This is a genomic window from Gordonia sputi NBRC 100414 (assembly GCF_000248055.1).
Taxonomy (GTDB): domain Bacteria; phylum Actinomycetota; class Actinomycetes; order Mycobacteriales; family Mycobacteriaceae; genus Gordonia; species Gordonia sputi.
Window position 1 is genome coordinate 21073 of the sequence record NZ_BAFC01000115.1, and the last position, 23563, is coordinate 44635.

Below are 23563 nucleotides of genomic sequence, written 5' to 3' on the forward strand. Positions count from 1 at the left end.
GTCAAGACATCGAGTACGACAAGAGCTGCCGGCGAATACCGCTGTAGCTGAATACCGCTGTAGCAGTCAAGCTCTCGAAAGGAAGGAGTAGTGCAGTGACCGGTTTCACCGGCGTCATCTGGGACGCACGTACCACCGATCGGCTCGTGTCCGATCTCGCGTCCGGTGTCGGTCCTGCGTCCTTGATCGAGGCGGGGGGCGCGTGGGGTGCTGTCGCGAGCGAGATGGGCGACGCCGCAGTCGAATACGGCACCATCCTGGCGCGGATGGGGGGATCGTGGGCATCCACCCACGCAAGCGAGGCGCTCGATCGGCTGACCGCGTTGGGCGGCTGGTTTGCCGATGCCGCGGCGACCGCGGCGTCGAACGCTGTTCTCGCGCAGGAGCAGGGTGCGGCAGCAACAGTTGCGAGGCTGGCGATGCCCGCCGCCGGAGAGGTGGATCTGGTCGACGGACTGAGCGATCTCGCGAGGTCGGTGAGTGCGGTCGCGCCTGTCATCACGGGCGCTGCCGCCCACGCCGAGCGCGCCCGACACGACCAGCGCATGCGCGCGGCCCGCGTGATGGAGGCATACGAACAGGCTGCGACGCCCTCAGCGCAGCCGTGGCATGTCGAGGATCGCGCGCCGCTGCTGGTCTCCGACGCGGCACTGCTTGCCGAGCAGTCGGCGGCGAGCGCTGCTCGCAGCGCAGCGGACGCCGCGAACGTCGAGCCCCACACGGTGACAACAACAAACGCGACGACACGGCTGGCCGGGGGTGGATCGCCGTTCGGGCCAATGGTGCCGCCGCCGGTCACGGCCGGATACGCGGCGACGACCCTCGCGGCGGCCCCGCAGGCCACGGCGGCCGCTACGCCGACACCTACATCACGACCGATGCCATCGGAGTCGATGCCACCGCCCGTCGCCCCGTCGGTGGCTGCGACGACCGAGCAGCGTGTGACGCGAACAGTAGCGGTAGCCGCCGATCGCGGCGAACCGGTATGTGGCGCCGGGATCGCTCACGAGCCGCCTGCCACCTGGGCAGCCGCAGGCGTTGCGGTCACCTCGCAGGTGACGATCGACTCCGGCGTTGAATCGGGCTCGCCGACAATAGATCCCGCCTATCTCGAGCAGACCCTTCGGCTCGGGGAGGTGTCGACGCGATGATCTGGACAGCGACGCGAGGTGGACGAGTGGATGTCGCGACTCTACGCCGGGTCGGTGCGCGGTTCGGTGTGACCACCTGGCCGGTCGTGCTCGATCTCCTCGCCATCGACGACGATGCCGAGCGTGCGCGCGCCGCACACTCCGCGGCCGACGCCCGCATCGCCGAGCTTCGACTCGTCGATGACGTGGGCGATCCCGTGCCATGGCTTGCGACCGCACTGCGGGTACTCGCGCTGCCCGACCGAGAGTTGGAAATCCGCACATTCACCGAATCCGACACCGTCCGTGCGTGTCTCGCGCGTCGTGACGACCGCCACGTCTTCGCCGTGAGGAGCGGCGACACCATCGACATCACGGTCGTCGAGCTTCCTGACGTCGCCGCGGTCTCGGCGCTGGTACGTCGACACTGCACAGATCGCGGAGACGATGACAGGAGCGATCGGGGCATAGCGGACCAGAAACCCATAGCGCGCCCGGAACCCTTGGAGTTCGGTGCGCTCGCGTGTCCGTGCGACGAACTCGCAGATCGTCTCGGGCGCTGTCTGGCTACCGCTGAGGTCGCGCGAACACTGACGCGATTGGGTATGCCACCGGGCGATTCCGGCGCTGTGGCACGTGCTTTCGCGACGATTGAGCGTCGCATTGAAGTTGTCGCGGTCTCGCGCCGCGGCGGAATGCTCACGCAATCCCCGGGAGCGCTCGGCGTCATCGACACAGCGCGAGGTCGAATCGTTGCCGGTCCAAGTAGATCTCCCGACGGCAGGGTGTGGACCACGCTGTCGCCGGGTTCGGGTCATCGCATCGGTCAGGCCGTGGGTCTGCTGATCGAGACCCTTCCCGACGGCTGGTGGCCCCGGTGACGTCCGGGCCACTCGTTCGGGAAGCGACGTCGGAACCGATTCCGAACGTCGTGCACACCAACGGTATCTGAGTCGCGGATACCGCGAGGCACCGTGATCGGTGCTCAACCACAGGAGGATCAGGATGCTCAATCTCGGTGACAACGGCGGGGGAGCGGTCAAGGTCGACGTCGAATCGGCAATGGCCACAACGAAATCGGTTGCGGGGGTGGTCGCCGACATGCAGGAGACCATCGGTCGCATCGCACGGGCATCGTCGAACGGCGCCGCGTCGTGGCAGGGCAAGGCGTCGGCGGCCTTCACCGATACCCACGCCGACTGGAACTCGTCGGCGCTGGCGTTGCACAACGCGCTCGACGACATTCGGAACAAGCTCAGCAGCGGCTTCACCGGATACGAGGACAACGATGCTCAGGTCGCGGGTGGCTTCCAGCCCGGAGGAGTGCGGATCTGAAGCAGGTTCTCACGATCAATCATACTCGGGCACAACCACATTCACGCTCGACACATTCACGCTCGACACATTCACGCTCGGGAGCATTCGGTTCGAGCGATCAGAAGGGAATACAGACATGGGACAGATCGAATACAACTTTGCAGGTCTCGGCGATCTCAGCGGCAATCTCCAGTCGGAGTTCACGCGGCTGAGCGACCTCGCCGACGAACTCAAGCGGCAGGTCCACTCGCTCGACGCGATCTGGACGTCGGACATCGCCAAGGCGTCGTACGAGCAGGCGCAGGCGAATTGGGACCGCATCTTCCTTCAGTCGCGCGATCAACTGTTCGGCCTGCACCGCGGCGTGCAGAACGCGTCGAACACGATGTCGGAGCTCGACGGCGCGATCGGGCGCGGTTTCGGCTCCATCTGAATGTGACGTCCCGAATGGGGGCGGGGCGGGGTGGGGCCTGCGGTTGTGCCTGCGTGGTCCCATACCCGCCCGCGCGAAACGCCGGCATGTTCGTTCCGGGGTAGTCGGTTAGAGTCTCAGGCGACAAGAATGACCGGCGATGCCTGTGCGGCGGGCGGCAATGACGTCGATGGAAGGACAACACGGTGTCGGCAGAAGGTTCCAAGAAGGCAATTCTCGCGGCACTCGCGGCCAACGCCGGTATCGCCGTGGCCAAGTTCGTCGGATTCGCGATCACCGGGTCCTCGTCGATGCTCGCGGAGGGTGTGCACTCCGTCGCCGACACCAGCAATCAGGGGCTGTTGTTGCTCGGGCAGAAGCGCGCAAGCCAGGAGGCCGACCAGCTTCATCCGTTCGGTTATGGGCGCGCCCGGTACTTCTATTCGTTCGTTGTGGCGTTGGTGATCTTCACGCTCGGTTCTATGTTCGCGATCTATGAGGGCATCGAAAAGATCACCCACGCAAACGATCACGGACTCGAGTCGCCGATCGTCGCGATCGTGATCCTGCTTGTCGCCATCTGCCTCGAGGGCTACAGCTTCACGACGGCCATGCGTGAATCGCGCCCGCTCAAGGGCGGTGCGTCGTGGTGGCGATTCATCCGCAACTCGCGGAATCCGGAACTCCCGGTGGTTCTCCTCGAAGACACGGGCGCGTTGATCGGTCTTCTACTGGCGCTGCTCGGCGTCGGGTTGACCATGATCACCGGCAATGCGGTGTGGGACGGTATCGGAACGCTGGCGATCGGCGTTCTGCTCGGCGTGATCGCGATCGTGCTGATCGTCGAGATGAAGAGCCTTCTGATCGGAGAGGGTGCGACGGTGGAGGAAGAGGTCGCTCTCCGCGAAGCGCTCGAGTCCGATGGGGTCGATCGCGTCATTCACATGAAGACCCAGTACCTCGGGCCCGACGAGCTCCTCGTGGCCGCCAAGATCGCGATCCCGGCCGGGACAGATGTGGTGGCGGTCGCGCATATCATCGACGACGCCGAGGCGAGAATCCGTACGGCCGTGCCACAAGCGAGGATCATCTATCTCGAACCCGACATTGATCGGGGCTCGGCGCAGCCCGCCGCAGATCGGGCCGACATGTCTTCGCGTTAAAGCCCTCACACCACCCGCGCAGTCGGTAGCGTGTGAATCCGCGATAACCGGAACGCCGGTTGCGTGAGCACACTGTCGAGTCGGGGGATCACAAGTCACTCCGACCCTGCGTCGGTCGAGAAGACGGACGACGCGTCGACGATGCTGACCTGACACTGCTGACCAGAAATGCAGGGAGAAGCGCTGATGGCCAACGCGTTCACACGCACCAAGTCTGTCGAGCAGTCGATGGCCGACACCGACGAGCCCGATCACAGACTTCGCAAGGATCTGACGTGGCGGGACCTGATCGTCTTCGGCGTCTCGGTCGTGATCGGTGCAGGTATCTTCACGATCACCGTGTCGACTGCCGGCGACAAAGCGGGTCCCGCGATCTCCCTGTCGTTCATCATGGCCGCCATCACGTGCGCACTGGCGGCGCTCTGTTATGCCGAGTTCGCCTCGACAGTTCCCGTCGCGGGGTCCGCATACACCTTCGGCTATGCGACATTCGGTGAGTTCCTTGCCTGGATTCTCGGCTGGGATCTGATCCTCGAGTTCGCGGTCGGTGCGGCCGTGGTGTCGAAGGGGTGGTCGAGCTACCTCGGCAGCGTGTTCGGCTTCTCCGGCGGGACCGTCGACGTCGGCTCACACACCATCGACTGGGGCGCGATTCTCATCGTCGCGGTTGTGACAACACTGCTCGCTCTGGGCACCAAACTGTCGTCGCGTGTCAGCGCAGTGATCACCGCGATCAAAGTCGGCGTCGTGCTGCTCGTCATCATCGTCGGCTTCTTCTACATCAAGACGGCCAACTACCACCCCTTCGTGCCGCCTGCGGAACACGCAGCAGGTGAAAAGGCTTCTGTTGATTCGACGCTCTTCTCGCTGATCACCGGAGGAGGCGACTCGTCCTACGGGTGGTACGGCGTGCTCGCCGCGGCGTCGATCGTGTTCTTCGCGTTCATCGGATTCGACGTCGTCGCCACCACCGCGGAGGAGACCCGCAATCCGCGCAAGGACGTTCCGAGAGGCATCCTCGGGTCGCTGCTGATCGTCACAGTGCTCTACGTGCTGGTCACGATCGTCGTCACCGGCATGGCGAACTACAAACAGCTCGCGAGCAGCGGCGGTGACTCGAAGAACCTCGCCGACGTCTTCGCGTTGAACGGGGTCACCTGGGCGGAGAAGGTGATCGCCATCGGCGCGCTGGCAGGCTTGACGACGGTTGTCATGGTGCTGATGCTCGGCCAGTCACGCGTCGCCTTCGCGATGTGCCGCGACGGTCTGCTGCCGCGCGGGTTGGCCAAGACGAGTCCGCGGTTCGGAACGCCTGTGCGGTTGACCGTGCTGATCGGTGTTGTGGTCGCCGTGGTCGCGGGCTTCTTCCCGATCAACAAGCTCGAGGAGATGGTCAACGTCGGAACGCTCTTCGCGTTCATCGTCGTCGCCGCGGGTGTGCTGGTCCTGCGTCGGACAAGACCCGACCTCGAACGCGGGTTCACCGTGCCGGGAGGACCGATCATTCCGGTGCTCGCGATTCTGGCGTGCCTATGGCTGATGCTGAATCTGTCGGCGCTGACCTGGATCCGATTCGTGATCTGGATGGCCATCGGCGTGCTGATCTACGTGCTCTACGGAATGCGCCATTCGATGGTTGGCCGTCGCGAGCGCGGCGAGGTCGAGGGCGTCGCCTCAGACAAGCATCTGTGAGCGTCGCCTCGCCGGGGCTCGCGCGGCACCGTGTCGCCGCTCGACGTGTGGCCAGCCATGGCCTTGTCTGCGGTATTAGATAGCCTCGTAGTGGAGTGACTTTCGGGTGCGCGCTTCGCGTACCCGTTCAATCGGCCGTCGGCGAACAGTCGGCGCGACACCCTCACACAGGCGCGTGCCCGGCGGCACACATCGGTGACATGCGATTTCACGGACAAGGGGAAGACATGACCATGGTGCAGAACGAGGCACCTCAGGTGGACACCAAGAACGGCATCGACTACAAGGTCGCCGACCTGTCGCTTGCCGAGTTCGGCCGCAAGGAGATCGGGCTCGCCGAGCACGAGATGCCAGGCCTGATGTCGCTGCGTCGCGAATATGCCGACGTCGCGCCGCTGAAGGGTGCGCGTATCTCCGGTTCGCTGCACATGACTGTGCAGACCGCGGTACTGATCGAGACCCTCGTCGCACTCGGCGCGCAGGTGCGGTGGGCGTCGTGCAACATCTTCTCCACCCAGGACCATGCCGCGGCCGCGATCGTCGTCGGCCCGCACGGCACCGTCGACGAGCCGAAGGGTGTTCCGGTCTTCGCGTGGAAGGGCGAGACTCTCGAGGAGTACTGGTGGGCGGCCGAGCAGATGCTCACCTGGCCGAATCCCGACGAGCCCGCGAACATGATTCTCGACGACGGCGGCGACGCCACCATGCTGGTGCTGCGCGGTGCGCAGTTCGAGCAGGCGGGTGTCGTCCCTCCCGCGGACGACGACGATTCTGCCGAGTACAAGGTGTTCCTCGAGCTGCTGCGCACCACGTTCGCCGAGGACAAGACCAAGTGGACGAAGATTGCCGAGTCGGTCAAGGGCGTCACCGAGGAGACAACCACGGGCGTGCTGCGGCTCTACCAGTTCGCTGCTGCCGGTGAACTCTCGTTCCCCGCGATCAACGTCAACGACTCGGTCACCAAGAGCAAGTTCGACAACAAGTACGGCACGCGACACTCGCTGATCGACGGCATCAACCGCGGCACCGACGTGCTCATCGGCGGCAAGAAGGTGCTGATCTGCGGCTACGGAGACGTCGGCAAGGGTTGCGCAGAGTCGCTCGCAGGCCAGGGCGCTCGCGTGCAGGTCACCGAGATCGATCCGATCAACGCGCTGCAGGCGCTCATGGACGGATTCGACGTCGTCACCGTCGAGCAGGCGATCGGCGACGCCGACATCGTCGTCACCTCGACGGGCAACAAGGACATCATCCTGCTCGAGCACATGAAGCAGATGAAGAACCAGGCCATCCTCGGCAACATCGGCCACTTCGACAACGAGATCGACATGGCAGGCCTGGAGAACTCTGGCGCAACCCGCATCAACATCAAGCCGCAGGTCGACCAGTGGGTCTTCGGCGACGGCAAGTCCATCCTCGTCCTCAGCGAGGGGCGACTGCTCAACCTCGGCAACGCGACGGGTCACCCGTCGTTCGTCATGAGCAACAGCTTCTCCAACCAGGTCATCGCGCAGATCGAGCTGTGGACCAAGAACAACGAGTACGACAACGAGGTCTACCGGCTTCCCAAGCACCTTGACGAGAAGGTCGCGAAGATCCACGTCGAAGCGCTCGGTGGCACTCTGACCAAGCTCACCAAGGAGCAGGCGGAGTACATCAACGTCGACGTCGAGGGGCCGTACAAGCCCGAGCACTACCGCTACTGATCTACCCGCTGCTGATCCTCGCGCTGCCGATGGATCAGAGCGGAGGCAGACGATAACGAGCCGGGGGCGTCGACGACAACTGTCGTGGACGCCCCCGGCTCGTTCGGTCGGCGATCGCTCTCGCGCTCTACGTGCTGTAGGAGGGCTGAGCGTTGGGGCAGAAGTACCAGGTGCCCTGCTCGTTGCTGAAGGTCGCCTTGTCGGTCTTGGTCTGGGTGGCCCGACCTCCGTCGGTCACGTGGGTGTCGACGAGCGACTGCGCGACGTCGCCGGTGACCTGTACTTCAGACATGCCGTCGAGAATCACCATGCCCCGACCCTGCGGTGCTCGAATCCTGTCGCGTAGTCCGGTGCAGGTTGCGGACTTGATCTGATCGACGTTCCCGGTGTTGTATGCGTCGATGTAGCGCTGCATCGCCGCACGAACCTCTACGGCCTGGGTGCCATCTGCGGGGGCGTCGGCAGAGTCACCGTCCTGACTGCCCTGAGTACCCTCACCACCCTGATTGGAGTCAGCCTGGCTGGGCGACGCGGCCGCAACCGTCGGTGTCGAACTGTCGCCGCCCGAGGCGAGAGCCACAACGAGCACCACACCGAGTGCCAGGATCACGACGACGCCCGCTGCGATTCCTGCGATCAGGCCACGATGCGGCGTCGGCTTGGTGGTTTGCATATGCGCGAACGGTGAATCCCAGCCGGGCGGTGGAACGACCTGCTGCGGCAGCGGCCCCTGTGGTCCCCCCGGATGCGGCTGGGCTCCCGGATATTGCGGGGTTCCCGGGTACTGCGGGGTTCCCGGGTACTGCGGGACTCCTGCGGGCTGCGAAGATCCGGAGTACTGCGGGGCTCCCGGGTACTGGGGAGCCCCTGAGTAGGGCTGGACGCCCGGGTACGGTTGTAGGCCCGACGCCGGAGCGGCTCCCGGTGGCGTCGTCTGAGGGAACGGCGCAGGCGCAGAGGGCGGTGCAGCCCACGGATTGCCGTCGACGTAGCCGGGTGAAGGCTGATCCGGTGATTGCTGGCCCGATGAATGCTGCGTGGTCGGGTACTGCCCCTGCGGCGGTGTGCCGCGTCCCGGTGTGGGCGGGTAGGTCATGAAACTCCTTGGCAGATGGTGTCATCGTCGACGTTATCGAAGAGGCGAGCGGCTGCCCCAGTTCCGTCATTCACAGCGCCGTCGTTCATAGCGCCGGTCATTCATAGCGCCGTCGTTCACGCGCGCAGGAATTCGTGAGCGAGGAATCGCTGGTGCAGTCATTCGTGCATCAGACGCGCAACAAGGCCCGCGGGTTCCACCGATTCGGGAGAATCTGTGCCGACTTCGATCCACGGCGACGCCCAGCTCTCCGCGGCGAGTTGTCGGTAGACGGAGTCGACGCGCATCTGCAGGTCGTCGTCGCGTTCGTATGCGTCGCGTGGCCGTGACGGATCGGTGGCCGCGCGAGAGCGTGCGCGCTCCATCGCGACGGTTGCGGGCACTCCGAGCAGTAGGTGCTGGTCGGGGACGGGAACGTCAAATCTGCCGAACTCGAGGTCGGCGACCCAGCGCACGATGTCTCCGGATGCGTCCTGCCGTAGCCGTCCCGCGCTGTAGGCCGCGTTCGACGCGACGTATCTGTCGAGGATCACGACGTCGGACTCGGTGAGTGCCGCGCGGATCTGTGCTGCGGCGTCGGCGCGGTCGAGTGCGAAGAGCAGCGCCATCGCGTTGACGCTCTCGCGTAGATCGCCATGCTCGCCGTGCAATGCTTCCGACGCGACATCGGCGAAAACCGACGAGCCGTATCGCGGGAACGTGAAGGTCGACACTGCCGCGCCGCGTCGGGTCAACTCGTCAACCACGCCGGTGACCAGCGTGTTCTTTCCGGCGCCGTCCAACCCCTCCACTGCGATGAGCACTCCCACGATCGAATGGTAGGCGCCGAGGCGATGAGAAGGCGCCAGCCCGCCTCGGCGCGTCAATCACGACGGTTCGATCACGGAAGTGTCACCATTGGAGTCATGAAGCCTCGCATCCTCGTTGTGGACGACGACGCCGCGCTCGCCGAAATGCTGACGATTGTGTTGCGTGGTGAAGGTTTCGAACCCTTCGTCGTCTCCGACGGAACACAGGCGTTGACTGCGGTTCGAGAGGTTCGTCCTGACCTCGTCCTCCTCGACCTCATGCTCCCCGGGATGAACGGGATCGACGTGTGTCGGGTGTTGCGGGCCGATTCCGGTGTACCCATCGTGATGCTGACAGCGAAGTCCGACACCGTCGACGTCGTGCTCGGGCTCGAGTCGGGTGCCGACGATTACATGGTCAAGCCGTTCAAGCCGAAAGAACTCGTGGCGCGGGTGCGTGCGCGGCTGCGTCGCAATGACGAAGAGCCTGCCGAGTTGCTGTCGATCGGGCCGGTGGAGATCGATGTGCCCGCACACAAGGTCACCCGTGACGGCGTGCCCATCTCGCTGACACCGCTCGAGTTCGATCTCCTCGTTGCGCTCGCCCGCAAACCGCGGCAGGTCTTCACGCGCGACGTGCTTCTCGAGCAGGTGTGGGGATACCGGCATCCGGCGGACACTAGACTCGTCAACGTGCATGTCCAGCGTCTACGCGCCAAGGTCGAGACCGACCCGGAGAATCCCGAGGTCGTCCTGACGGTGAGGGGGGTCGGCTACAAGGCCGGCCCGCCGTGATCGGTCGTTCCCGACGTCGCGTCAACAGCACTCTCGGTCGGTTCACCCGCGCGGCAGGCGGCGTCGGCCGGGCATTCGGCCGCATGTGGCGGCGTTCGCTCCAGTTGCGTGTCGTCGTGTCGACGCTCGCGTTGTCGTTCGTCGTGCTCCTCATCCTCGGGTTCGTGCTGATGAGTCAGATCACCGATCGGCTTCTCGAGGTCAAGCTGGGTGCCGCGACCGAAGAGGTCGAGCGTGCGCGCGTCGCCGTCGAACGTGACCTTGCGAGCGGCGACGGCAACACGTCCGTGCAGAACCGGCTGCGGCAGACGAGGTCGTTGCTGACCGACCGCGACGTCGACACCAGCCAGACGTCAGGATCTGTCGGCACCTTCGACAGCGTGCTCATCGTGCCGCGATCAGGCAGTGATGGTTCACAGTTCGGCGTCGGCCCGATCTCGGAGATACCGCGCAACTTGCGTGACATGGTGCAGGGCGGACAGGTTGCCTACCAGTACACGCGCGTGGCCGATGGTTCAGGCGGATCGATTCCCGCGCTGGTCATCGGCACACCGACCAACTCGTCGGTTCCCGGACTCGAGCTCTATCTGGTGTTTCCGCTGACCACCGAACAGAACACGGTCGACCTCGTGCGTGGCACCCTGCTCGCCGGAGGCGTTGTGCTACTCGGCTTGCTCGCGGCCATCGCATGGTTGGTATCCCGGCAGGCCGTCATGCCTGTGCGGTCGGCGTCGAGAATTGCCGTGCGCTTCGCCGATGGGCGCCTCAAGGAACGAATGCCTGTGCGCGGCGAGGATGACATGGCCCGCTTGGCGATGTCGTTCAACGACATGGCCGAGAGCCTGTCCAAGCAGATCACCCACCTCGAGGAGTTCGGTGGTCTGCAGCGACAGTTCACCTCCGATGTCAGCCATGAACTCCGTACACCGCTCACGACGGTCCGCATGGCCAGCGATGTCCTCTACGAGGGCCGCGACGACCTCGACCCCGTGCGTAAACGATCCGTCGAGCTGCTCGACAAAGAACTCGATCGCTTCGAGACGTTGCTCAACGAGCTCCTCGAGATCTCCCGACACGACGCCGGAATGGCTGAACTCGCCGCCGAACGGATGGACATGGCCATACCGATCGACGGAGCGCTCGCGACGGTCTCGCACCTCGCCTCCGACACGGGAACCGAGATCATCCTCGATCTACCGGCCGAACCCGTCATCGCCGAGATCGACCCGCGTCGCGTCGAACGCATTCTGCGCAATCTGCTCGCGAACGCCATCGACCATGGCGAACGCAAACCCATCACGCTCACCATGCGCTCCGACGGCGACGCCGTTGCCATCACGGTGCGCGACCAGGGCATCGGGCTGCGCCCCGGTGAAGAAAAGCTGGTGTTCAACCGCTTCTGGCGGTCGGATCCGTCGAGGTTCCGTCGGTCGGGTGGCACCGGGCTCGGACTCGCGATCAGCATCGAGGATGCCCGGCTGCACCAGGGGCGTCTCGACGCATGGGGCGAGCCCGGCAAGGGAGCGTGCTTCCGACTGACCATTCCGCTGATTCGCGGTCACAAGGTTCTCGGCAGCCCGTTGCCACTCAAACCGGTTGGCCAGCCGGTCCGCAGTTTGCCCGCGAAGTCGTCGACGAAAACGGTTGTTACGCGACTCGACGACCCCGGCACGTCTGACGCCGTTGGCGAGGACGACACTGCCGACAAGACCGACACCGCTCAGAGGACAAGCTCCGCTGACAAGGCAGACCTCGCCGACAGGGCCGACGCGAGCGACGGGGAGCAACGGTGATCGCGCGCGTGGGCGGTCGGACGTCACGACGATTCGTCGCGCTGATCGGGCTGCTCGTGACGGCGATCGTGCTCGCCGCATGCGGCGGCGTACCCGAGAGTTCGTCGCCTCAGCCCATCGAATCCTTCAAGCGCGAGGGACCGACGAACGCGGTTCCGGTTCCGCAGTCCGACATGGACCCCGAAGCGCTGGTGCGTGCATTTCTTGAAGCCACGGCGTCGCCGACGGATGGGCATGCGGCCGCGCGGCGATTTCTGACGGCACCGTCGTCGCAGCAGTGGGACGAGCGTGGCGACGCCATCATCCTCGACGAGATCAACACGTTCGTCGATCAGCGCAGCCAGAACTCGGTGCGCATGCGTCTGGTCGGCGACAACGTCGGAGTACTCAAGTCCAACGGGCAACTGCTGCCCGCCAGCGGGCGGGTCGAGACCACGATCAGCCTTGTCCGCGTGGGGGAGCAGTGGCTGATCGACGGCCCGCTGCCCAACGGCGCGATGATCGACAGGAGTCGGTTCGTCGCGACATACCGTTCGGTGTCGCTGTACTTCACCGATCGCACCCATCAGCATCTGGTGTCGGATCCGCGGTGGCTGTACGGCAACCAGGACGCCGACCCGACGGTCCTGCTCACCAGGCTGATCGCGGGCCCGGCAGAAGATCTCGAAGCGGGCGTCGACAACGGCTTCCCGACCGGGTCGTCGCTGCGCGGACAGGCTGCGCAGATCTCCGGCGGCGGTGTCCGCATCGAACTGACCGGTCTCGGAACCCTCGGCGTGCGTGACCGGACATCGCTTGCCGCTCAGATCATCTGGACCCTCAACGCCGCGGACATCGGCGGACCGTATGTGATCAACGCAGACGGCGCGCCGCTGGTCCCCGAGCGCAGCGCCGGGTGGCAGCCCGCCGACGTCAAGGCGTTCGACCCGCTCGCAACGCCCACCACCGATGTCGGGCTCAACATCGTGCGCGACGGCGCTCTGCTCAAGGTCACCGACACCGGGACCACGCCGTCGGGTGGATCGCTGGGTACCAGCCGCGACGTTCGCTCCGCGTCGATTTCGGCGGACGGCGACGAGGTGACGGCGGTCGTCGCAGCCCGCGGCGGACCCGGACTGCAACTCGTGTCGGGCGCTTATGGCGGTGAGGTCTCGCCGCTCACCTCGGGGACCTCGATCACGCGACCGTCGTTTTCGGGGAGCTATGGGAACGACACCGTGTGGGCGGTCGTCGACGGCAAGCCCGTTCGCGTTGTGCGTGATTCCCAGAACTCCAGCCAGATCGTTTCGACGGTCGACGCGGCGTCGATCGCACCGATTGCCCGTGGCCCGATCACCGAATTGCAGGTGTCGCCCGACGGCGTCCGTGTCGCACTCATCGTCGGCGGACAGGTGCTGCTCGCCGTCATCGCGACCAACGAGGACGGCCAGGTGACCCTGTCCGACCCACGAATCGCCGCGTACAACGTCGGCAATCAAGCTGTGTCGCTGTCGTGGGCCACGTCGACGACTCTCATGGTCGCCCGGGACGCCTCCGATTCGCCGGTGGTCCAGTTGCCGATCAACGGTGCTCCTGCATCCGGTCTGATCAGCGGAAACGTGGCACCACCGGTCCGCGCGGTCACTGCGGATGCCAGCAACGTCTACATCGGCGACCAACGCGGGATACTCCGACTCGGCAGCACCAACGGGCAGCCCGACCAGTATTGGACTGAGGTTGAGCCCGCGATGTCGCCGACTGCGATCCCCGTGCTGCCCTGAGCCTCTGGCGTCTGTCATGCGCCGGCGATGACGGCGACGAGGTCGACGCGTACGCCGTGTTCAGCGAGCACGCGGACTGATTCTGCTGCTGTCGCGCCGGTGGTCATCACGTCGTCGACCAGCACCGTCGCCGTGCGAGGTGAACGGTCGGTCCGCGTCGGCGGTGACCGGACGCCGACGCGCTGCGCGAGGTTTCGACGCCGCGCCCTGGCGTCGAGTCCCGCGGAGTCGCGTCCTCCGGGGCGGATGGTCAACAACGGACGCACCGACGTGCGTTGCCCCAACTCACCGGCTGCGCAGGCGGCGATGGCCGTGACGGTGTCGCCGCCGCGTCGTCGTGCCGCGAGCGGCCGCGTCGGAGCGGGAACGAGAGACAGCCGCGACGCGGGTGGGATCTCGCCCCAGCGACTCAGCGTGCGCAGTGCGTCGCCCAAGGCGTGCCCCAGCGGGGCGGCGAGATCGCGTCGGCCGTGTTCCTTGAGCTCGATCACCGCCTTGCGATGTGGACCGCGATAGCGCCCGAGCGCCCACACCCCGACACCGACCGGGACCCTGGGGGAGAGCATCACGGGAGCGTCGGCGAGAAGCGCCGCGCAGCGTGCACACCAGCGCGGTCCCGGAGCATCGCAACCGCCACAGGTCACCGGGATCATGAGGTCGACGCCGGCGCGTGCGATCGCGCGGACGTGCCGTCGGGCGATTCCTGACATGGACCCGAGCCTGCACGCTCGACCGAAGGACACCCGTGGTGCGGCTGCGATCCGACGCACAACTGTGGATTCATATGAGCCTGTGGATATCTGCCGAGCGGGCACCCGCTGGGCCGTTGGTCCCGTACTCGAATCAACGTGGCGACGAGCCGTCATATCGATGGCTAACAGGCAAACTTCCGACTACGGTCGAGGTTGCAGAAGGTAGCCGAGTCCCGGTACGGGAGGTGAAGCCCCTGACACTGGTTGTCAACCGCCGGTTGGCATGAATGAGTCGCCATTTCCTGACCTCAGTTGCCGCGAATCGTCTGGTGCTTCACGTAAGTCACAGCGGGTTCTCCTTGCGCACAACGGCTTTCGGGCTCTACAGACCTCGATGGGTTCCGTAGATCTTTCGACGAGATCGGGTGGTGGTAGCACACCCAGGAGGTAGTCGAATGTCGCAAGTCGTCCATCGCAAGGGTCGGCGTGAATCAAAGGTCGGTGCCACCACCGACGAGTACGACGCAGAATTCGCTTTTGTGCGGCCCCCCGGAACAGTCGAGTCCGACGAGCCGGCCGAACCGAACGCCACGGTCGTCTTCGCCGGGCGCAATGTCGAGATACCCGAGCACTACCAGATCTACGTCCGCGACAAGCTCGCGCGACTCGAGAGGTTCGACCTCAACGTCTACCGATTCGACGTCGAACTCAATCACGAACGCAATCCGCGGCAGTCCAAGGCGTGCCAGCAGGTGGAGATCACGGCCACCGGCAAGGGGCCTGTCGTCCGTGCGCAGGCATGCGCGGAAAACTTCTACGCCGCGCTCGAGGCCACTCTCGACAAGGTCGAGTCCCGATTGCGTCGGGTGAAAGACCGCAAACGCGTGCACTACGGCAACCGTCGGCCGCTCTCGGTGGCCGAGGCGACCGAGGTGGGGGCACCGCCACTGCGAGTCGACCAACTAACCGTCGACGAACTCCCCGGTGACCCCGGCACCGTCGACGGTGCACAAACCTGGGACGACGGCGTCGATGACCACACACCAGGACAGATCGTCCGCGTGAAGGAACACCCAGCCGTCCCGATGACCGTCGACGACGCCCTCTACGAAATGGAACTGGTCGGACACGATTTCTTCCTGTTCCACGACAAGGAAACCGATCAGGCTTCGGTGGTCTACCGCCGCCACGCCTTCGACTACGGACTGATTCGGCTCGTCTGATCGGCAGCCACGGGGCACCGATCAGGCTCCCTTCAGGCGACGTCGGTACCATGGAATACGGCCTGCGTTCATGCACTCGCATGCACAGGCCGTATTTCGTGAGTAGTCGACATGAGTAAGGGACTCGATCCACGGTGCTGAACAAGCTACTGCGCGTCGGCGAAGGCCGCATGGTCAAGCGACTCGATGCGATCGCATCGCACGTCGAGGCGTTGGAAGACGAGATCGCGTCGCTGTCCGACGACGAACTGCAGGCCAAGACCGGCGAGTTCAAGGATCGGATCGCCAAGGGCGAGACGCTCGACGAAGTGCTGCCCGAGGCCTTCGCGGTCGCTCGCGAGGCCGCATGGCGTGTTCTCGACCAGAAGCACTTCCACGTGCAGATCATGGGTGGCGCAGCCCTGCACTACGGCAACATCGCCGAGATGAAGACCGGTGAGGGCAAGACCCTGACCTGTGTGTTGCCCGCTTACCTCAATGCGCTGTCCGGCGACGGCGTGCATGTCGTCACTGTCAACGACTACCTGGCAAAGCGCGACTCCGAGTGGATGGGACGCGTCCACCGCTTCCTCGGTCTCGAGACCGCGGTGATCCTGACCGGGATGACTCCCGAGCAGCGCAAGGTCGCCTACGCCGCCGACATCACCTACGGCACCAACAACGAGTTCGGCTTCGACTACCTGCGCGACAACATGGCGCACGCACTCGAGGATCTCGTGCAGCGTGGCCACAACTTCGCCGTCGTCGACGAGGTCGACTCGATCCTGGTCGACGAGGCCAGGACACCGCTGATCATCTCGGGTCCCGCCGAGGGATCGAGCAAGTGGTACACCGAGTTCGCACGCATCGCGCCGCTGCTCGAGCGTGACGTCCACTACGAGGTCGACATCAAGAAGAAGACGATCGGCGTGCACGAGGCGGGCGTCGAATTCGTCGAGGATCAGCTCGGCATCGACAACCTCTACGAGGCCGCCAACTCGCCGCTGGTCAGCTATCTGAACAACGCGATCAAGGTCAAAGAACTCTTCCACCGCGACAAGGACTACATCGTCCGCAACGGTGAGGTGCTGATCGTCGACGAGTTCACCGGTCGCGTGCTCGACGGCCGTCGCTTCAATGAGGGTCTGCACCAGGCCATCGAGGCCAAAGAGGGCGTTGAGATCAAGGCGGAGAACCAGACACTCGCCACGATCACGCTCCAGAACTACTTCCGCTTGTACGACAAGCTCTCCGGAATGACGGGTACCGCAGAGACCGAGGCCGCGGAGTTCGACCAGATCTACAAGCTCGGCGTACTGCCGATCCCGACCAACAAGCCGATGATCCGCAAGGATCAGGGCGATCTGATCTACAAGACCGAAGAGGCGAAGTTCGCCGCGGTCGTCGACGACATCACCGAACGTCACCAGGCCGGTCAGCCCGTCCTGATCGGTACGACCAGCGTCGAACGGTCGGAGTATCTGTCGCGTCAGCTCGCCAAGCGCGACATTCCGCACACCGTGCTCAACGCCAAGTTCCACGAACAGGAAGCGCAGATCGTCGCAGAGGCCGGCCGGCCCGGGGCGGTCACGGTCGCCACCAACATGGCCGGTCGTGGTACGGACGTCGTGCTCGGCGGCAACCCGGACATCATCGCCGACACCCGCCTTCGGAAAGCCGGACTCGATCCGGTCAACACCCCCGACGAGTACGAGGCTGCGTGGGAAGAAGCGATCACCCTCGCGCGTCGGGAAGCTGCGGAGGAAGCCGAAGCGGTTCGTGATGCGGGCGGTCTGTACGTACTCGGTACCGAGCGCCACGAATCCCGTCGCATCGACAACCAGCTGCGCGGACGTTCGGGGCGTCAGGGTGATCCGGGCGAGTCGCGGTTCTACCTCTCGCTCGGCGATGAGCTCATGCGACGCTTCAACGGCGCGGCGCTGGAGACCATCATGAACCGCGTCAACCTGCCAGACGACGTCCCGATCGAGGCGAAGATGGTCACCAAGGCCATCCGCAGCGCACAGACCCAGGTTGAGCAGCAGAACTTCGAGGTCCGCAAGAACGTCCTCAAGTACGACGAGGTGATGAACGAGCAGCGGAAGGTCATCTACGCCGAGCGTCGCACCATTCTCGAGGGAACCGAGCATCGCGAGCAGATCATGCAGATGATCGCCGAGGTCGTCGGAGCGTATGTCGACGGCGCAACCGCGGAGGGCTACGCCGAGGACTGGGACATCGACGAGCTGTGGACCGCCCTGCGCGCGCTCTATCCGATCGAGCTGGACCCACGAGAAGTGGTGGGCGAGAACGAGTTCGGTGAGCGTGACGACATTTCGGCCGACGAGCTGAAAGAGATCCTCGTCGACGACGCGCAGAAGGCGTACGAGAAGCGCGAGGATGAGATCACCGCGATCGGCGGCGAGGACGCCATGCGGCAGCTCGAACGCACGATCCTGCTCAGTGTTCTCGACCGCAAGTGGCGCGATCACCTCTACGAGATGGACTACCTCCGCGAGGGCATCCACCTGCGCTCCATGGCGCAGCGTGACCCGGTGGTCGAGTACCAGCGCGAGGGCTACGACATGTTCGTCGGGATGCTCGAAGGCCTCAAGGAGGAGACCCTCCAGTACCTGTACAACGTGCAGGTGCAGGCCGAGCCCGCTCCCACTGTCACACCGGCTTCCGCTGCGGCGACTGCCGCCGCGGCCGCCGCACGCCAGCCCGCGATGGCGGGTGCGGCGGCGTCGGGCAACGGGGCATCGCAGAATGGCGCGTCTGGCAACAGCGAGGCACCGGCCGCATTGCGTGCTGTCGGCGTCGACGCCGAGTCCGACGTCCCGATGACGTACTCCGGGCCCGACGAGGACGGTGGCACGTCCGTGCACTCGGAGGAAGAGGAACTCGACGATCCGGCACTCGTGGCCGCGTCGCGTCGGGAGCGTCGGGCCGCCGCGCGTGCCAGCGGAAAACGCGAGGGCGCGAAGCCGCCGAAGTCCAAGCGACGTCGACGCTGAAAATTCTCTGACGTTCATGGAACCGGACGTACCTCGCGTGCGTCCGAGTTTCCATGACCAACACCTACACTGATCAGCCGTCGCATATCGAAGCGAGTCCGGCGTCGAGTCGTATCCGGATAGTGCCCGCGCCCGACTACGAGACGCGCGGGTCCCTGACCGGCTCGACGCGTGACGAGAGGTCCGCTGCCGCCCCCGCTCGCCGCGCGCCGGAGATGCCGGGCGCCAGTACCCGCACCGCGGCTCGTGCGACTTCCCGCACTGGTTCCGGCGCAACCGCCATTGCGGCGCGGGACTTCTCGGTCGGCACGCTCACGATGATCTTCGAGGTCATCGCGCGCCGCAGGCCCGCATCGCATCTGCAGCATCGGGTCGGAATCCAGGTCGACGACCAGATCGACGCCCTCGCGCGGGCCGGGGCGGCGGGCCACGACATGTGCATCCCCACCGTTCGACGCGTCCACGTCCAGATGTGCGACGCGGGATCGGCAGAGATCTTCGGGACGTACTCGCGGCAGGGCAGGTCGCGGGCGTTCGCGGGGCGTATCGAACGCGTGCCGTGCCGGGTTCGCGTAGCTGGGCAGGCGGCTCGTGGTCGCTACAGTCCGGTGGCGACCCGCGTCGAGTATCGCTGGCAGCTGGTCGTCCTGACACTCGGATGACTACGTTCGCGGGGCGCGCCCATGCGATGCGGCGGGTATCGCCATCGCGATGTCGGCGACGGTGTCCGCGGCGCTAGGATCATCGCGTGGCGAACCGGCTGTCTCCGCGCGAGGCGATCTCCTACTTCCTCGACGGCGCAGGTGTCACCAATCACCTCGGTGCCGTCATCGTCTTTCCCGGAACCAACGGCAAGAAGCGTTCCGCGGCAAAGGATCTCGCGACCAGTCGGACACGCGGAAAGAAGTCGGAACCACCCGTCCTCGACTATCCGGCGCTGGTGCGGCTCGTCGAGAACCGACTGCAACTCGTGCCGCGGTATCGGAAGGTGGTCCTGGAGGTCACCCTCGGGCTGGCCCGTCCGGTCTGGGCCGACGACCCCGACTTCGACATCAATTTCCACATCCGCCGATCGGGCCTGCCGTCGCCGGGAACGATGGCCGATCTCGAAGATCTCGTCTCCCGCGTGATGTCGCGGCCCCTCGACCGCAGCCGACCGCTGTGGGAGATGTATCTGATCGAGGGACTCGAGGACGGCGGGTTCGCGATCCTGACGAAGTCGCATCGCTGTCTGATCGACGGCGGTGGCGCCGAGATGAGCGAGCTGATCTGCGACGACGAACCCGACGTCGCCGCACTGCCCGTGGATGTCTGGATGCCCGGGCCCCCACCCGGTTCGGCGTCGTTGGCGGTCAGTGCGCTGGCCGAGGCGTTGGCGCGCCCGGGAGAGCTGATTGATTCGGTCATCGGTGGCAACGGATTGCTCGGTGAGGCGAAGTCCGTGGTGGTGGGTACGGTCCGCCGCGCAGGACGCCTGGTGCAGCAGCTCACGGATTCGGCACCGTCTAGCCTGTTGAACGCGCCCGGGTCGTCGACCCGCACGTTTGTCTCGGCGTCGGTGCCACGGCGCGATGTCGCGAAGATCGCCGAACGCAACGAATGCACCGTCAACGACGTCGAGCTCGCGATCATCACGGGTGCGATGCGCCATTGGCTGCTGTCCATCGACGCGGAGGGTCGGTTCGGCGACACCGTGCGGGCGGTGCTTCCGCTCGGCGCGCGACAGTCCGGGGTACTTGCGCACGAGGAGTCACCCGAGACGTGGATCGTCACCGACGAGCCGCGGTTTGTCACCGACCTCCCGGTTGGGGAGTCCAATCCGCTGGTCCGACTCGCTCAGGTCGCGGGGCTGGCCAATCGCTATGCGCAGTCGTCACGACGCGTCTCACCGTCGACGCAGCCGTTGCTGAGCGAGCTGGGTGTCATACCGTTCGCGGAACTCAGTTCGCGCGCGTTCCGGTCACTCGACCGCCGCGGGTACAACGTGCCGGTCGCGATGAACACCGTGCCGATTCCGCCCCAGTACGTCTCGGGCCACAAGGTGTCCAACCTGTTCGTCGTACCCGGCCTGGTCGCCGGACGCGCGTTGTCTGTCGGCGTGTGCGAGTATGCGGGGTCGATCGAGTTCGGGTTCACCGCCGATCGTGGTGTGATCGACGACCCTTCGCTCATCGGCGACTACGTCCGCGAGTCGTACGAGGAACTCGCCGACGCCCACTAGTGTTGGCAGCGGAATCCAGGTAAATGGGTGGAATCCAGGTAAAGCACGGATTCCATTAAAAGCGCGTGAATCCAGGTAACACGCTGAGGATGTCGTAGGAGGAAACACGCGGTGAGGGTCTACTTTCCGGCGACGCTGACCATGCTGCTCGAACTCGACGAGACCGGGGAGTTCCGCCCGGTCGGCGGGACGGGTTTCGCACTCACTCCGGCGTTGCGCGAGTCGTACTTCTCCGGTGACGACGAGGAGTTGGCGGAGGCGGCGATCCGCGAGGCCGCGCGTGCGTCGCTGCGTCTGCTGGCCGGTGAAGCCCCCGAGCCGGGCGACCCCGACGCGGAGGCCGACCTCGAAGCCGACGAGGCGACTGCCAAGCCCGGCGACACACCCCGCCTACCGCCTCGTCGTGCCGTGGTTGCCGCCGACGTCGACGGAGCCACACTGCGTCCCGACCTCGACGACGCCGTCGTGAAGGTCTCCGGTCCGATCGCGAAGTCGGCGATCGCGTCTGTGCTGGTCGACGGCGCCGATGCCGAAAGTGCTGTCCGTAACGCCGTCGTGGTCATCGACGCCGCGGACATGGGCGACCTGGACGCCGAACTCGCCGTCGGCGACGTCGAAGACCACGACCTGGGGTGGTACGCGACCCAGGAGCTACCGTTCCTCCTCGAACTGCTCTGAGGCTTTTGGACTGCTCTGAGGCTTTTGAACTGCTCTGGGGCTTTTGAACTGCTCTGGGGCTCTGAACTGCTCTGGGGCTGTCCCGGAGTCCACTCATTCCCTAACCTACGGTTCCGTAGGTTAAAGTTGTCGCGTGAGGTCTTCGGGGCCCCGATTGCGGGCTCCGTCCAACATGCGGTCGCACGACGAGGAGTGGGAACGGTGAACCTGCGGGAGCTGCGGGAACGGTTTGAAGAGCCGGTGTCGGGGGTGGCAGCGCGTAGTCGTGGGGCTCGGTGGGCACGCGCTGCGGTCGCGCGGATCACCACGCCGCTGTTGCCCGACGACTATCTCCACCTGGCCAATCCGCTCTGGTCGGCGCGTGAACTGCGCGGCCAGGTGGTGTCGGTGACTCCGGAAACCGACGACTCCGCCACCATCCGTATCAAGCCGGGGTGGGGATTCACGCTCGACTACGCGCCCGGGCAGTACATCGGAATCGGAGTGCTCGTCGAGGGGCGTTGGACGTGGCGGTCGTACTCGTTGACCTCGGTGCCGGATCTGACGCGCACCGAGGGCACCATCGCGATCACGGTCAAGGCCATGCCCGAGGGTTTCCTGTCGACGCACCTGGTCAAGGGACTTGAGCCGGGTACAGTCGTGCGATTGGCCGCGCCCAAGGGTGAGTTCGTTCTGCCCGAGCCACTGCCGGGCAAAGTGCTTTTCCTGACCGCTGGCAGCGGACTGACCCCGATCATCTCGATGCTGCGCATGATGCGCCATCGCGGACAGTCGACAGACGTGCGCGTGGTGCACTCGGTGCCGACGCCCGACGATCTGCTGTTTGCCGACGAACTCGTCGAGATGGAGAAGAGCGGACTCATCGACCTGCACGTGCAGTACACGAGGGCCGACGGCAAGGTCACCGCACATTCGCTCGACGAGCTCAGCCCCGACTGGCGGACACGCGAAACGTGGGCGTGTGGGCCGGGCGGTTTCTTGGAAATGGTCGAAGCGGCGTTCATCGATGCAGATGCCTCCGATCGCCTGCACATCGAGCGATTCGCTCTCGAGCGTGGCGCGGTCGGCGCGCAGGGCGGGACCGTCACCTTCGGACGCACGGGGCAGACCGCGGAGGTGGACGGCGCGACAACCCTGCTCGAAGCGGGGGAGCAGGCCGGTGTGTTGATGCCGTTCGGATGCCGCATGGGCATCTGTCAGAGCTGCGTGGTCATGCTCGACAAGGGGTGCGTGCGCGATCTTCGATCCGGCGACGAGCATGTCGCGGGCGAACGAATACAGACCTGCGTGAGCGCTGCCGCGGGTGACTGCACACTCGATGTATGACGAATCGCCGAAATCCTCGGCGAATGCGCAGCTCACGAGCGTTTCGGGCGCCTCGGCGCCTGTGTTCCCCGTCGCCGGGTTGGTCGACGCGTTAGGCTCTGTGGGCGAGGCTGTCGACCACGGAGGTGGATCCGCGTGCGAGCTGAACTGATTGAACTGACCGCGACGAGTGATGTCCCGATGCTGACCGATGGCACCATCACTCTGCGGGCACATCAGACCGACGACGTCGATCGCATCGTCGGATATGCCACCGATCCCCTGACGATGCGATGGGCCAAGATGCCATCGCCGTACGGTCGATCCGACGCCGAGCGGTTCATCATCAATGCACTGCAGGGATGGCGTAACGGGACGTCGATGATCTGGGCCATCGAGCACGACGGCCGGTTCGCCGGAAGTATCGATCTCCGTGGGCCCGGCCGGATCGTCGACATCGGTTTCGGGTTGCATCCCGATGCTCGCGGTGAAGGCCTCGTGCGGCGCGCGATGGTGTTGGCGATGCAGTACGCCGTCGACAACCGCGACGTCGAGGTCGTGCGCTGGGAGGCCGCCGAGGGCAACCTCACCAGTCTGCGCGCTGCGCACGCCGCGGGATTCACTCTGGTCGGTCGGCTTCCCGACTGGCTCGAGATGAACAGCGGCGTCGTCGACGCCTGGTGCGGCAAGTGGCACGCCGGCGAGAGTTTCGAACCCAAGACCGTCTGGCACGCAACGACTTTCGAAACCGAGCGGTTCCGCCTGCGGCCCCTGGAGGCCAAGGACGACGAGCGCA

20 protein-coding genes are annotated in these 23563 nt (G+C 65.3%); 17 read left to right on the top strand and 3 right to left on the bottom strand.

The annotated features are described in order from the left end of the window. The first annotated feature begins 95 nt into the window (after window positions 1-95). From GOSPT_RS18535 to ahcY, 7 genes are all read left to right on the top strand, one after another. Complete coding sequence (locus GOSPT_RS18535) at window positions 96-1151, top strand: PPE domain-containing protein (protein ID WP_005207995.1); 1056 nt, start codon at window positions 96-98, stop codon at window positions 1149-1151. Further along, complete coding sequence (locus GOSPT_RS18540; protein ID WP_005207996.1) at window positions 1148-2011, top strand: ESX secretion-associated protein EspG; 864 nt, start codon at window positions 1148-1150, stop codon at window positions 2009-2011. The genes GOSPT_RS18535 and GOSPT_RS18540 overlap by 4 nt, the downstream gene beginning before the upstream one ends. Window positions 2012-2135: 124 nt before the next feature. Beyond that, window positions 2136-2465 (top strand): WXG100 family type VII secretion target, encoded by a 330-nt coding sequence (locus GOSPT_RS18545; protein WP_005207997.1) that lies wholly within the window; start codon window positions 2136-2138, stop codon window positions 2463-2465. 118 nt (window positions 2466-2583) lie between these two features. Continuing rightward, window positions 2584-2880, top strand: coding sequence for a WXG100 family type VII secretion target (locus GOSPT_RS18550; RefSeq protein WP_005207998.1), 297 nt, complete (start codon window positions 2584-2586; stop codon window positions 2878-2880). A 185-nt stretch (window positions 2881-3065) separates the two neighbouring features. After that, window positions 3066-4022 (top strand): cation diffusion facilitator family transporter, encoded by a 957-nt coding sequence (locus tag GOSPT_RS18555; RefSeq protein WP_005207999.1) that lies wholly within the window; start codon window positions 3066-3068, stop codon window positions 4020-4022. 186 nt (window positions 4023-4208) lie between these two features. Then, window positions 4209-5714 (top strand): APC family permease, encoded by a 1506-nt coding sequence (locus GOSPT_RS18560; RefSeq protein WP_039856666.1) that lies wholly within the window; start codon window positions 4209-4211, stop codon window positions 5712-5714. 227 nt (window positions 5715-5941) lie between these two features. Further along, a complete protein-coding gene (gene ahcY, locus GOSPT_RS18565) occupies window positions 5942-7420 on the top strand; it encodes an adenosylhomocysteinase (RefSeq protein WP_039856658.1) in 1479 nt (492 codons plus the stop codon). Window positions 7421-7547: 127 nt separating this feature from the next. On the opposite strand, the gene GOSPT_RS18570 is transcribed toward ahcY, so the two are convergent. Further along, the gene (locus GOSPT_RS18570; protein WP_005208002.1) at window positions 7548-8516 is read right to left on the bottom strand and encodes a chromosomal replication initiator protein DnaA; all 969 of its coding nucleotides are present in this window, start codon (window positions 8514-8516) and stop codon (window positions 7548-7550) included. A gap of 158 nt (window positions 8517-8674) precedes the next feature. Then, window positions 8675-9325: a dTMP kinase gene (locus tag GOSPT_RS18575; protein ID WP_051994047.1), complete on the bottom strand. Its 651-nt coding sequence runs from the start codon at window positions 9323-9325 to the stop codon at window positions 8675-8677. A 96-nt stretch (window positions 9326-9421) separates the two neighbouring features. Here GOSPT_RS18575 and mtrA point away from each other — a divergent pair, with 96 nt between their 5' ends. The 3 genes from mtrA to lpqB are packed head-to-tail and all read left to right on the top strand — an operon-like array spanning window position 9422 to window position 13652. Continuing rightward, the gene (mtrA, locus tag GOSPT_RS18580) at window positions 9422-10099 is read left to right on the top strand and encodes an MtrAB system response regulator MtrA (RefSeq protein WP_005170551.1); all 678 of its coding nucleotides are present in this window, start codon (window positions 9422-9424) and stop codon (window positions 10097-10099) included. Further along, entirely contained in the window at window positions 10096-11892 is a 1797-nt protein-coding gene (gene mtrB, locus GOSPT_RS18585; protein WP_005208004.1) for an MtrAB system histidine kinase MtrB, read from the top strand. The genes mtrA and mtrB overlap by 4 nt, the downstream gene beginning before the upstream one ends. Next, on the top strand, window positions 11889-13652 hold the full coding sequence (lpqB, locus tag GOSPT_RS18590; RefSeq protein WP_005208005.1) for an MtrAB system accessory lipoprotein LpqB: 1764 nt from the start codon (window positions 11889-11891) through the stop codon (window positions 13650-13652). The genes mtrB and lpqB overlap by 4 nt, the downstream gene beginning before the upstream one ends. 14 nt (window positions 13653-13666) lie before the next feature. Here lpqB and GOSPT_RS18595 read toward each other — a convergent pair whose 3' ends face one another. Further along, window positions 13667-14362 (bottom strand): ComF family protein, encoded by a 696-nt coding sequence (locus GOSPT_RS18595; RefSeq protein ID WP_005208006.1) that lies wholly within the window; start codon window positions 14360-14362, stop codon window positions 13667-13669. 437 nt (window positions 14363-14799) lie between these two features. On the opposite strand from GOSPT_RS18595, the gene hpf reads away from it, so the two are divergent. The 7 genes from hpf to GOSPT_RS18630 all read left to right on the top strand — a co-directional run. Then, window positions 14800-15567, top strand: coding sequence for a ribosome hibernation-promoting factor, HPF/YfiA family (gene hpf, locus GOSPT_RS18600; protein ID WP_005208007.1), 768 nt, complete (start codon window positions 14800-14802; stop codon window positions 15565-15567). 134 nt (window positions 15568-15701) lie between these two features. Further along, window positions 15702-18563 carry a preprotein translocase subunit SecA gene (gene secA, locus GOSPT_RS18605; RefSeq protein ID WP_005208008.1) on the top strand — a complete coding sequence of 954 codons (2862 nt, stop codon included), beginning with the start codon at window positions 15702-15704 and terminating at the stop codon, window positions 18561-18563. Window positions 18564-18616: 53 nt separating this feature from the next. Further along, a complete protein-coding gene (locus tag GOSPT_RS18610) occupies window positions 18617-19225 on the top strand; it encodes an Rv3235 family protein (RefSeq protein ID WP_005208009.1) in 609 nt (202 codons plus the stop codon). An 86-nt stretch (window positions 19226-19311) separates the two neighbouring features. After that, complete coding sequence (locus GOSPT_RS18615) at window positions 19312-20784, top strand: wax ester/triacylglycerol synthase family O-acyltransferase (RefSeq protein ID WP_005208010.1); 1473 nt, start codon at window positions 19312-19314, stop codon at window positions 20782-20784. 111 nt (window positions 20785-20895) lie between these two features. Then, window positions 20896-21462 (top strand): DUF6912 family protein, encoded by a 567-nt coding sequence (locus GOSPT_RS18620; RefSeq protein WP_005208011.1) that lies wholly within the window; start codon window positions 20896-20898, stop codon window positions 21460-21462. A gap of 201 nt (window positions 21463-21663) precedes the next feature. Further along, window positions 21664-22788, top strand: coding sequence for a ferredoxin reductase (locus GOSPT_RS18625; RefSeq protein WP_005208012.1), 1125 nt, complete (start codon window positions 21664-21666; stop codon window positions 22786-22788). Window positions 22789-22923: 135 nt separating this feature from the next. Further along, a partial coding sequence (locus tag GOSPT_RS18630) for a GNAT family N-acetyltransferase (protein WP_005208013.1) occupies window positions 22924-23563 on the top strand: 640 nt, incomplete at its 3' end.

Coding starts and splice junctions, on each gene's coding strand:
- GOSPT_RS18540 (WP_005207996.1), top strand. CDS start 1,148: ATGATCTGGACAGCGACGCGAGGTGGACGAGTGGATGTCGCGACTCTA.
- GOSPT_RS18545 (WP_005207997.1), top strand. CDS start 2,136: ATGCTCAATCTCGGTGACAACGGCGGGGGAGCGGTCAAGGTCGACGTC.
- GOSPT_RS18550 (WP_005207998.1), top strand. CDS start 2,584: ATGGGACAGATCGAATACAACTTTGCAGGTCTCGGCGATCTCAGCGGC.
- GOSPT_RS18560 (WP_039856666.1), top strand. CDS start 4,209: ATGGCCAACGCGTTCACACGCACCAAGTCTGTCGAGCAGTCGATGGCC.
- ahcY (WP_039856658.1), top strand. CDS start 5,942: ATGACCATGGTGCAGAACGAGGCACCTCAGGTGGACACCAAGAACGGC.
- GOSPT_RS18570 (WP_005208002.1), bottom strand. CDS start 8,516: ATGACCTACCCGCCCACACCGGGACGCGGCACACCGCCGCAGGGGCAG.
- mtrA (WP_005170551.1), top strand. CDS start 9,422: ATGAAGCCTCGCATCCTCGTTGTGGACGACGACGCCGCGCTCGCCGAA.
- GOSPT_RS18595 (WP_005208006.1), bottom strand. CDS start 14,362: ATGTCAGGAATCGCCCGACGGCACGTCCGCGCGATCGCACGCGCCGGC.
- hpf (WP_005208007.1), top strand. CDS start 14,800: ATGTCGCAAGTCGTCCATCGCAAGGGTCGGCGTGAATCAAAGGTCGGT.
- GOSPT_RS18610 (WP_005208009.1), top strand. CDS start 18,617: ATGACCAACACCTACACTGATCAGCCGTCGCATATCGAAGCGAGTCCG.